This is a genomic window from Kitasatospora putterlickiae (assembly GCF_039527695.1).
GTDB lineage: Bacteria > Actinomycetota > Actinomycetes > Streptomycetales > Streptomycetaceae > Kitasatospora > Kitasatospora putterlickiae.
Genome location: NZ_BAAAKJ010000095.1, coordinates 24,355 through 35,255, shown reverse-complemented (window position 1 = coordinate 35,255; position 10,901 = coordinate 24,355). Strand labels below are relative to the sequence as shown.

At 72.2% G+C, this 10,901-nt stretch carries 9 protein-coding genes; 6 read left to right on the top strand and 3 right to left on the bottom strand.

Annotated features, from left to right (window positions below):
- Positions 1-40: 40 nt before the first annotated feature.
- Entirely contained in the window at positions 41-2,224 is a 2,184-nt protein-coding gene (locus ABD308_RS10315) for an MMPL family transporter (RefSeq protein WP_344331246.1), read from the bottom strand.
- A 565-nt stretch (positions 2,225-2,789) separates the two neighbouring features.
- On the opposite strand from ABD308_RS10315, the gene ABD308_RS10310 reads away from it, so the two are divergent.
- From ABD308_RS10310 to ABD308_RS10300, 3 genes are all read left to right on the top strand, one after another.
- Complete coding sequence (locus ABD308_RS10310) at positions 2,790-5,048, top strand: MMPL family transporter (protein WP_344331274.1); 2,259 nt, start codon at positions 2,790-2,792, stop codon at positions 5,046-5,048.
- Positions 5,049-5,179: 131 nt separating this feature from the next.
- Positions 5,180-6,073 (top strand): phosphotransferase enzyme family protein, encoded by an 894-nt coding sequence (locus tag ABD308_RS10305; RefSeq protein WP_344331243.1) that lies wholly within the window; start codon positions 5,180-5,182, stop codon positions 6,071-6,073.
- 104 nt (positions 6,074-6,177) lie between these two features.
- A complete protein-coding gene (locus tag ABD308_RS10300) occupies positions 6,178-7,101 on the top strand; it encodes a DUF3592 domain-containing protein (protein WP_344331238.1) in 924 nt (307 codons plus the stop codon).
- 42 nt (positions 7,102-7,143) lie between these two features.
- On the opposite strand, the gene ABD308_RS10295 is transcribed toward ABD308_RS10300, so the two are convergent.
- A complete protein-coding gene (locus ABD308_RS10295) occupies positions 7,144-7,845 on the bottom strand; it encodes an exonuclease domain-containing protein (protein ID WP_344331233.1) in 702 nt (233 codons plus the stop codon).
- 237 nt (positions 7,846-8,082) lie between these two features.
- Between ABD308_RS10295 and ABD308_RS10290 the strand changes: the two genes are divergently transcribed.
- From ABD308_RS10290 to ABD308_RS10280, 3 genes are all read left to right on the top strand, one after another.
- Entirely contained in the window at positions 8,083-8,391 is a 309-nt protein-coding gene (locus tag ABD308_RS10290) for a hypothetical protein (RefSeq protein WP_344331228.1), read from the top strand.
- Entirely contained in the window at positions 8,388-10,037 is a 1,650-nt protein-coding gene (locus ABD308_RS10285; protein ID WP_344331225.1) for an alpha/beta hydrolase, read from the top strand. The genes ABD308_RS10290 and ABD308_RS10285 overlap by 4 nt, the downstream gene beginning before the upstream one ends.
- A 114-nt stretch (positions 10,038-10,151) precedes the next feature.
- Positions 10,152-10,622, top strand: coding sequence for a hypothetical protein (locus ABD308_RS10280; RefSeq protein WP_344331224.1), 471 nt, complete (start codon positions 10,152-10,154; stop codon positions 10,620-10,622).
- Positions 10,623-10,824: 202 nt separating this feature from the next.
- Here the strand turns inward: ABD308_RS10280 and ABD308_RS10275 are convergent.
- A partial coding sequence (locus ABD308_RS10275) for a DUF5919 domain-containing protein (protein ID WP_344331269.1) occupies positions 10,825-10,901 on the bottom strand: 77 nt, incomplete at its 5' end.

Sequence of the window (10,901 nt, the reverse complement as noted above, 5' to 3'; positions counted from 1 at the left end):
CCGGAGTGCCGCCCGACTGTCACCGGAACGGTCGAACGGGTCAGCGCCGTCCGGCCGACTCCGGCAGTCCGTGTGCGTACGGGCCGGTCGGATCGGCGTGGTCGCCGTGACCGCCGACGGCGTCGCCGCCGTGGCCGGGCCACCAGGCGGCCTTGCCGACCAGCGCGGTGAGCGCCGGGGTGAAGAACATCGCCATGACGAAGGCCGCCAGGAAGATGCCGAAGGCCATGCCGAAGCCGAATTCCAGCATGAAGATGTTGCCCGCGAGCATGAACGTCGCGAACGACACCGCCAGGATGAAGCCGGCCGCCGCGACGGTCGGGCCGCCGTGGCGCACCGCCTCGCGAGCCGCCTCACGCGGGCTGCGGCCCTCCCGGGCCTCCTCCCGCAGACGGGCGATGATCAGGATGTTGTAGTCGGTGCCGATCGCCACCACGAAGAGATAGATGAGGATCGGCAGCATGAACATCATGCCGTGCTCGCCCTTGATGTTCTGGAACAGCAGGGTCGAGGAGCCGAGGGTGGCGGTGAAGCCGAGGCCGACCGAGGCCATCAGGTACCAGGGGGCGACCACGCTGCGCAACTGGAGGGCCAGGATCAGCAGGATCAGCAGACCCGCGATCGGGAACACCAGCTTGTAGTCGTGGCTCATCGCCAGGTTGATGTCCTTGTAGACCGCCGTGATGCCGCCGACCTTGGCCTCGGTGCCGGACGGCGCCTGGTCGTGGGCGACCTCGCGCAGCTTGGTGACGGTGTCGATCGCCTCGTTGCCGGACGGCTCGCTCTTGAGCAGGACGGTGAAGTCCGCCGTCGCGCCGTCCTTGCTGACCTGCGGCTCGGCCGCGGCCTCGGCCACGCCGGGGACGGCGCCGAGCTTGGCGGCATAGCCGCCGAACCCGGCCGGGTCCAGCTTGCCGCCGCCGGTGGAGGTCAGGTAGACGTGCGTCGGGTCGGCGGCGCCGGCCGAGAAGGCGGTGACCAGCTTGTCCTGGACGACCATCGACTCCTTGCTCTTGGGCATGGAGCTGCCCGCGAGGTCGAAGGTGCCGTTGTAGTTGAGGGCGCCGGCGCTCAGCGCCACCAGCACGGCGCCGGAGGCGACGGCCACCAGGGCCGGGCGATTCTGGACCACCCGGCCGAGCGCGGCGAACCGGGCGTCGCTCGGCTCACGCATCCACTTCTTGCCGGGCCAGAACACACCGCGGGCCGGGATGACCGCGAGCACGGCCGGGGCCAGGGTGAGCGAGGCGAAGGCGGTGACGACGACCGCGATGGCCAGCGCCGGGCCGAGCGCCTTGAACATGCCGAGGCTGGAGAGGATGAGCGCCGCGAAGGCGACGGTGACCGCGCCGGCCGCGGAGGCGATCGCCTCGCCGACCCGGCCGACGGCGTTGGCCACGGCCTCCTGCCGGGTGTCGCCCGCCCGCAGCCGCTCGCGGTAGCGGAAGGCGAGGAACAGGAAGTAGTCGGTGCCGACGCCGAGCACCACGACGATCAGGATCGCCGAGAGCACCGGGGTGGACTTCAGGTCGAAGGCCTTGGTGGCGTGGGCGATCAGGCCGTTCGCGGTCGGCATCGCGATCATCAGCGAGAGCAGCACCGGCAGCAGGCCGGCCAGCACGCTGCGGAAGATGATGCCGACGATGATCGCGACCAGGAGGACGCTGCTGATCGCGATGATCGCGTCGGCCGCGCCGGAGGACTCCTTCTGGTCCTGCTGCTGGGCGGCGGCGCCGCCGAGCTGGAACTTCAGGCTGGTGCCCTGGGCGAGCGCCTTGCCCTCGTCACGGAGTTCCTTGGCGACCTCGCCGAACTTGTCCGAGTTCTGGGTGGCCTTGTCGATGGCGATCGGCGCCAGCGCGTACTTGCCGTCCTTGGAGGTCGTCTGGTCGCTGACCGGGACGACCTGCTCGACGTGCTCGATCTTCTTGTCGGTGAGGCCCTGCACGATCTTCGCCGCGGCGGCCTTGTCGTCGGCCGTCAGCGGGGCGCCGTCGTTGCGCTCGAACAGGGCGAGCGCCGAGGGCGTGAAGCTGGACGGGAACGCCTTCTCCTGCAACTCGGAGGCCTGGATGGACTCGTAGTGCTTCGGGAGGAACGCGGCCTCGTCGGTCTGGGCGGTGATCTTCGGCGCCGAGATCGCGATGGCGAGCATCGCGACGATCCACCCGGCGATCACCCACCAGGCGCGACGGACGACGAATTGTCCAAGTCGGTGGAACATGCTCGTAATGCCTCCTGGGCATGGTTCACCGCAGCCCTTGGGGGACGGGACGCCGGGCGACGGATCAGGATCGGCTCCGGCCGTGCGGGGGCACTGGCCTAGCCGGTCGGCAGGTAAGTACTGGAGGGGACCATCCTACGGTCACTTACTTGCCGACCGGCAAGTAGTTTTCCCCTCGACCCCGTTGCCGCAGGCCGACCCCCTCAGGACGCCGTGAAGCGACCCTGACCCATCTTCGCCCCCGCACGACCCCCGATACCTCGTGCTCGGGGTGGATCCGGCTCCCCCTCAGGGTGGAGCCGGTGCCCCGACCTCAAGGAGGAGATATCAGGGTTGCCGGGTAGGGAAAACCCCACCCCGCCCCCGAGGAAGACCACAGGGAGGACTCCCCCGCCAGCCGGATACCCCGTCACCTGCGGCTTCCCTACTGTCGGTTGGGACGCCGGGCCGCACCCGGCGCCCGACGACCGGCGGCCGAACCACCGCCGTAGGCCCGGCCCGCGCCCGCCACCGATCCCGGCGCCGGCCGCACTCCCAGGGGGAACCTGTGAAGACCAAGCTCGGCATGGCCGCAGCCATGGGCGCGTGGAGCGCCCGGCACAGAAAGACCGCCGTCTTCGGCTGGCTGCTCTTCGTCGTCCTCGCCGCCGTCCTCGGCGGCATGCACGGCAGCACCAAGGTCAGCGACGCCGAAGCCATGCCCGGCCAGGTCTCCCGAGCCGCCGAGATCCTCGACCAGGCGGGCCTCAAGCCCCCGTCCACCGAGACCGTGCTGGTCCAGAGCACCGGCCTGACCAGCGACGCCCCCGCCTTCCGGACCGCCGTCGACCAGGTGATCAGCGCGGTCAACGGCACCGGCAAGGCCACCGACGTCCGCTCCCCCTACGACACCAAGGCGGTCTCCGCCGACGGCCGCTCCGCCCTCGTCCAGCTCACCGTGAAGGGCGAGCACGAGGAGGCGGTCAAGAACGTCACCGCGGTGGTCGACGCCGTCGCCGCCGTCCAGAAGCAGCACCCCGACCTCACCGTCGTCGAACTCGGCGACGCCAGCTCGGGCAAGTGGATGGACGAGCAGTTCGCCGACGACTTCGCCCGCGCCGAGTGGACGGCCGTCCCGCTCGCCCTCGGCATCCTGCTGGTCGCCTTCGGCGCGCTGGTCGCCGCCGTGCTGCCGGTCGTGCTCGCGCTCACCGCCTTCATCGCGGCGGGCGGACTCGTCGCCCTCAGCAGCGGCCTGCTGCACACCAGCAACAGCGCCAGCTCGGTGATGCTGCTGGTCGGCCTCGCCGTCGGCGTCGACTACTGCCTCTTCTACCTGCGCCGCGAGCGCGAGGAGCGGGCCGCCGGGCGCGACCTGGAGACCTCCCTGCGGATCGCCGCCGCCACCAGCGGCCGGGCCGTCCTGGTCTCCGGCGTCACCGTGGTGATCGCCATGGCCGGCATGTTCCTCACCGGCATCGCCGAGTTCGAGTCGATGGCCTTCGCCACCATCGTGGTCGTCGTCACCGCCGTGCTCGGCTCGCTCACCGTGCTGCCCGCCCTGCTCTCGATGCTCGGCGACAAGGTCGGCAAGGGCCGGGTGCCGTTCCTCGGCCGGCTCCGCCGCCCCGACGCCGCGGCCACCGGCGGCCGGTTCTGGAACGCCGTGCTGACCCCGGTGCTGCGCCGCCCGCTGGCCGCCACCGTGCTCGCCGGGGCCGTGCTGATCGGCCTCTCCGCCCCGCTGCTGACCATGCACACCGCCAACCTGACCTTCCAGCAGCAGCTGCCCAAGGGCAACGAACTGGTCGCCGTCTCGCAGAAGATCGAGGCCGCCTTCCCCGGCAGCCCGGCACCCGCCTCCGTGGTGATCAAGGCCGCCGACATCGACTCCCCGGCGATGACCGCCGCGATCGCCGACCTGAAGGCCCGCGCCCTGGCCAGCGGCCGGATGCACGGACCGGTCGACGTCACCGTCCACCCGGGGCAGAACGTCGCCACCGTCGACATCCCGCTCAACGGCACGGGCAACGACGACGTCAGCAACGCCGCGCTGAAGACCCTGCGCGAGGAACTGGTGCCCGCCACCGTGCTCAAGGTGCCCGGCACCGAGGCCCCGGTCACCGGCCGCACCGCCGGCTCGTACGACTTCAACGCCAAGATGACCGAGTCGATGCCGCTGGTGTTCGGCTTCGTGGTGGCCTTCGCCTTCCTCCTGATGCTCACCTCCTTCCGCTCGCTGGCCGTCGCCGGCACCGCCGTGGTGCTCAACCTGCTGTCGGTCGGCGCCGCGTACGGGGTGCTGACGCTGGTCTTCCAGCACGGGGTGGGGGCCTCGCTGCTCGGCACCGAGGGCGTCGGCGCGGTGGAGTCCTGGGTGCCGCTGTTCCTCTTCGTGATCCTCTTCGGCCTCTCGATGGACTACCACGTCTTCGTGGTCTCCCGGATCAAGGAGGGCCGCGACCGGGGCCTGCCGACCCGCGCCGCGATCGCCCACGGCATCCGCTCCACGGCCGGGGTGGTCACCAGCGCCGCGGTGATCATGGTGGCGGTGTTCGCGGTCTTCGGCACCCTGTCCATGCAGGCCATGAAGCAGATGGGCGTCGGCCTCGCGGTCGCGGTGCTGATCGACGCGACCGTCATCCGCGCGGTGCTGCTGCCCGCGGTGATGACCCTGCTCGGCGAGCGCAACTGGTACCTGCCGCGCTGGCTCGGCTGGCTGCCCGACCTCTCGCACGGCGAGAGCGTCCCCCCGCTGGGCACCGCCGGCCAGGCGCCGCCGGCCCCGCAGGCCGGGCAGGAGCCGCGGCCCCACCAGGCCCGGCACCGCCGGATCGAGGTCTGACCCTTCCCCAGCGGTCCTCGGACCCCAGGCCTCGGACACCGCCGGGCCCCGCGTCACGCGGGGCCCGGCACCCGTTTGCCAGAATGATCGCCCACCCTCACCCGGCTGTCATGCAAGGAAACGGACACCCCATGCTCCCCTTCGACGAAGGACGGGCCCGACTGCTGCTCGCCCACGCCTGCGAGTCGGCCGGCCTGCCCGGCCCCGGCGACGCCCGGCTGCTCGCCCTCGGCGAGAACGCCGTCTTCGACCTCGGCGACCCGGCCGTGGTCGCCAAGGTCGGCCGCGCCCCGGAACTGTACGAGCGCGCCCGCCGCGAGCTGGCCGTCGCCGACTGGCTGGCCGGCCACGGCGTCCCGGTGGTCCGCCCGTACGACGCGGTGCCCGTCGAACCGCAGGCCGCCCACGGTCACCCCGTCACCTTCTGGCACCGGCTCGCCCCCGCCGAGCGGCCCGCCCGCCCGGTCGACCTCGCCCCGCTGCTGCACGCCCTGCACCGGCTGCCCGCGCCGCCGTTCGCCCTCGGCCGGCGCGACCTGCTGGCGCCCGTCGAACGCTGGCTCGCCTCCGCCGAGGGCCACGTCGACCCGGCCGACGTCGACTTCCTGCGCCGGCGCCGGGACGCCTTCACCGTCGAGGCGGCCGCGCTCGTCCCGCACCTGCCGACCGGGGTGATCCACGGCGACGCGCTGCCGCGCAACGTCCACATCGGCCCGGACGGGCCCGTCCTGCTGGACCTGGAGTTCGTCGCCGACGACCTGCGCGAGCACGACCTGGTGGTGCTCGCGCTCAGCCATGACCGCTACGGCGTGCCGGGCGAGGAGTACCGGGCGTTCACCGAGGCGTACGGCTGGGACGTGCGCGAGTGGCCCGGCTTCACGGTGCTGCGCGGCGCGCGGGAGACGGCGAGCGCCTCCTGGGTCGCGCAGCAGGCGCCGGGCAACCCGGCGGCGCTCGCCGAGTTCCGGCGGCGGGTGGACTCGCTGCGGACCGGGGCCTCCGAGGTGCGCTGGTACCCGTTCTGACCGGCGCGGGTGGCCGCCCCGGGGGCACCGCTTCGGCGACCCCGTCAACCGGGCGGCCACCCGGGCCACTTGGCCGTGCCGGAGACGCCCTAGACTCCGGGGCCATGGCCACCGATCACCCCACCGCCCTCGGACCGCGCCTGAGCAGCGGTCGGATCGTCGGACTCGTCCTTGCCTCCGGGATCACCGCGACGGCCGGCTGGCTCACCGCCACCGGCTTCGTCCGCGCGTACGGCACCGACGCCTGCGGCCCCGAGCGGCAGTGCAACGGCTTCGGCACCGCCGGGTACCTGGCCGGCGGGATCCTGCTCTGGCTGCTCTGCCTGGTGGCCACCGCCACCACCGCGCACGGCGACGCCCCCACCACCGAGCCCTCGGCCACCTCCGACCGGGGCGTCCTGCTGGGCTGCCTCGCCCTCGGCCTGCTCGGCGCGGCCCTCGCCAACGGCTCCCTCCACCCCTGGCCGCTGATTCCCGTCCTCCCGCTCGCCCTGTTCACCGCCGTCCTCGACCGGCACGGCGCCCGCCGCTGGCGCGCCTTCCGGCTGGACGCCCGGCGCCGGGCCGAACAGCGGGGCCGCCTGGAGCGGCACGGCGTCACCGTCCCCGGCCGGATCACCGACCTCGCCACGACCGGCGAGGTTTCCGCCGACCGCCCCGAACTCCGCGTCACCGTCGAGTTCACCACCGTCGACGGCGCCCGCCGCACCGCCACCGTCACCGACGTCTTCCCGGTCCACGAGACCCCGCGCCGGGGCGGCCCCGCCGAGGTCCGCTACGACCCCGCCGACCCGGAGAACACCCGCGTCTCCCTCACCGTCCCGGACCCCGGGCCCGCGGCCCCGGCGCCCGTGCCCGTGCCCGCCCTGGAGGTGGTCGCCGCCCTGGAACGCCTCACCGCGCTCCACCGCGACGGCGCCCTCGACACCGCCGAGTTCACCGCCGCCAAGGCCCGGCTGCTGGAGCCCGGCTCCGCCTCCGGCCACCCGGCAGGCCCTCCGCAGGACGCGGTCGCCCACCGGCACTGACGTCCGCGCGACGACGACCGGCCCCGGGCGGCGGGACCGGGCTCAGCGCAGGGGCCAGCGGGGGTCGATCACGGCCTCGGGGTCCTTGCCCCGGCGCAGCCAGGCCTGGAGGTCCTCGGCCCAGGCGCGGAACCACTCGATCTGGCGGGCGTGGAGCTCGGCGGTCGGCACGTCGCCGACCCGGTCGGGGTAGCGCTCGGCCAGGGCGACGGCGACCCGGACGGCGGCGAGGGCGTCACTGCCGGCCTCGTGCGCGTCGGTCAGCTCGACCCCGTACACCTCGCAGACCCGCTGGAGCGTGCGCGAGCCCTTGCGGTACTTGTCCACGGCCCGGTCGATGACCAGCGCGTCGAGCACCGGCGCGACCGGCCCGCCGAGGCGCTCGGCGAGCGCGGGCAGGCCGTGCCGGCGCAGCTCGGCGTCGAGCATCGAGAGGTCGAACGGCGCGTTGAACGCCACCACCGGCCGCCCGGCGACGAGCCGCTCGCACAGCGCCGCGGCTATCTCGTCCACCGCCTCCTTCGCCGGCCGCCCCTTGGCCCGGGCCAGATCGTCGCCGATCCCGTGGATCGCCGCCGCCTCGGCGGGAATCGGAACCCCCGGATCGATCAGCCAACCGGTGGCACCCAACCGGCGGGCCCCGACGGTGTCCACGAGGGCGGCCGTGACGATGCGGTCCACGGCCGGGTCGGTGCCCGTGGTCTCCAGGTCGAAGCCGACCAGTGGCTGCTGCCACCAGCTCATAGGGGTGTGTCCTTCCGTCCTCTGGGTCGAAGCAGCCCCTATCATCACCCGCCCCTCCGACAATCCCCCCGGTGGGGGCTCGCCCCCCTGTGGCGGATCGTTCACGGAACCACTCAGCAGTCATACTCGTCATACTGGTTCGGTATTGTCACGACTACACAGCGCATGCACCGGTGAGCCACCTCACGAGGCGGCCCAGCCGCGCACGCGATACTTCGCTCCGGGGGGAGACACACCGTGGCCGATGTCGACATCAGTACGGGAGAGCTGAACGCCTCCGCAAACCTGGCGAGCACCCTCGCCCAGGAGTTCGCGAGTCCGGTCCAGACCGCGCTGACCTCCGCCACGACGACGTCCGGGCAGCTCGCCGGCTGGTCGATCGCGGGCGGACTCCGGCAACTCGGGAACGGCTGGGCGGCCCCGCTCGGCGCGCTCCGCCAGCGCCTCACGGACACCGCCGCGAACCTCCACGCCAATGCCACATCGCACGCGAACAACGAACAGGCCGTCGCCGGGGCGTGGAGCGCGCCCCAGGGGGCGAAGTGAGCGGCGCATACGAACTGCTGACGAAGTTCGACCCGCAGGGTCTGCGTGACACCGCGAAGGGCTGGAAGGCCCTCGCCCGCGCCTCGGAGAGCACCGGCAACCGCCATCGCAATCAGGTCAACGGACCGCTGCACACCCGCTGGAAGGGCACCGACGCCGACGCGGCGTTCCCGTTCATGGCCAGGACCGAACAGCAGCTGGATGTGGTCCGGGTCGAAGCGGAGTCGGTCGCGCTTGTATTGAACACGGTCGCGGACCGGATGTACCAGGCACAGACAAACCTGACAAACGCCGTGCACCGCGCGCAGGACTCCGGCCTGACCGTGTCGGCGGAGGGTGTCGTGGGGCTTCCGCCCGAGGAAGCCGGGGACCGCAACGACCCGGACGCGCAGGCCGCGCGCCGTACTCTCATGGGCCTCAGGGGCGAGATTCAGGCGAGGATCGACACCGCGTTGACGGACGCCCAGCGCGCGAGCGACCAGGGAAACACCGCCCTGGGCCGCCTCGGCGCCGACATCCTCACCACCCAGCGGTCGAGTGGCGCCATGGCGGAGACTCGCACCGACGCGGCGGACGTCATGAAGGACCTCGGCCTGGCCGACGCCTACATCCCGGACGGCAAGGACCCGAAGCAGAACGCCGAATGGTGGAAGGGACTGTCGCCGGAGCAACAGGAGACCTACCTCGCGCTGAACGCGGCGAAGATCGGAAGCATGGACGGCCTGCCGGCCACCGCTCGGGACGAGGCGAACCGCCTCGTACTGGACCAGAAACTCGACGCGCTACAGGCGGGCACCCCTGCCGCCTTCAGCCTCTCCCAGTCGGAATACGACAAGCGGAAGGCGGCGCTCCAGACCATCAAGGACAAGCTGGCGGAGACCGCCAACGCCCAGGACCAGCAGCACCAGATGTTCCTCCTCGGCATTGACCCCGAGAGGTACGGTGGCGACGGCCGCGCGATCGTCGCCACCGGCAACCCGGACACGGCCAAGCACACCGCCGTGTTCGTCCCGGGCACGGACACGGAGTTCCCCGGCGTCCCGGGGCAGATCGATCGGATCCGACAGATCCAGGGCTACGCGACGAGGGTCGCGAACGCCGGCGAGGCGGTGTCGGTGATCTCCTACCTCGGCTACGACCCCCCGGAGAGCATCGCCGAGGCGGCGAACCCCCGTCGGGGCATCGACGGTGCGGAGGACATGCGGCGCTTCTCGGACGGACTCCGGGTCGCGCACGGCGAACCCAAGAGCCATCTGACCTACATCGCCCACAGCTACGGCAGCTACGCCGTCGGGGTCGCCGCCAGAGGTGGTGACGGACTGCACGCCGACGACATCGTCACGCTGGGCAGCCCCGGCATGGGCGTCGACCATGCGAAGCAGTTGCAGATCGATCCCAACCACGTCTGGGTCTCGGAAGCCGAGGACGACCTCACCCGGATCGCCGGCGGACTGACCCTGGGCCCTGGCCCGCACACCATCGGGTTCGGGGGCAACAATCTCTCCACCGACACGTCAGGCCATGGCGGCTACTGGGACGACGGCTCACAGAGCCTCTGGAATCAGGCGAAGATCATCGCCGGGAAGCAACCGGAAGTGGAACCCAAGGAAATCAACATCGGAGGGTTCATTCCCATCTGGCACTGAGCTGTTCCGGGGAGAACGCCCATGATCCGTCCGTCCGTTCGCCGGTCCGCCGGCGGGAATCGGCTGAGGCGCCTGATGGCCACGGCGCTCATGACCGCAACGCTTGGAGCATGCATGTCCAGTCCCGGTACCGGGAAGAACGATCCGCTGCCCGTCAAGTCCCGTCAGGAGGCACTCGACTGGGCCCGCCAGCTCATCGCGCACGTGGCACAGACGGCCGGTATCGAGATCAACAGCGAGCCGGAGCAGATCCTCTTCAACCCGTGCGTCGGCCGGAACGGTGAGTCCGCACCCGACGACCGCTACACCCTGCTGTACAGCGTCCACAGCGACGTCCCGGGCATCGAGCGGCACAACGAGGTCGTTCGCAGCGCCCGGGACCTGTGGACGAAGGAGGGCTTGAAGATCAGCGAGTTCCGTGAGGCGACGGACGCGACGCCGTCCGCCGCGCTCGGCGCCCGCCACCCCGATAGCCGCTACTTCGCCACCGTCGACAGCACCAGCGACAAGCGGATGGCGCTGGGTGTCACCACTCCGTGTCTCATGCCCACGTCCGCCTCGCCCTCCGCCGCCGGCCGGGAGTGAGGAGCGTACGGCCGAGCCGGTCGGTGCTGTCGCGGCCGCCGCCGGCGAGGCCGGGTTCGAGGCCGCGATCATCGTGGAAGGCGCGGCGCAGGACGCGGCCGGAGCGGGTGGCTCCGGCCCGGTGATCCCACGCTCCGGGCCGGACGGCGGCCGGGGCCCCGGGTGCGGGGAGGGGCGGCCGCGAACCGCCCGGGGGGCCGGTTCAGGAGACCGGTCGCGAGTCCGCCCAGACGCCCTCGAACTCCTCGCGGTAGACCTCCAGCAGCCCGGCGTCCGTGC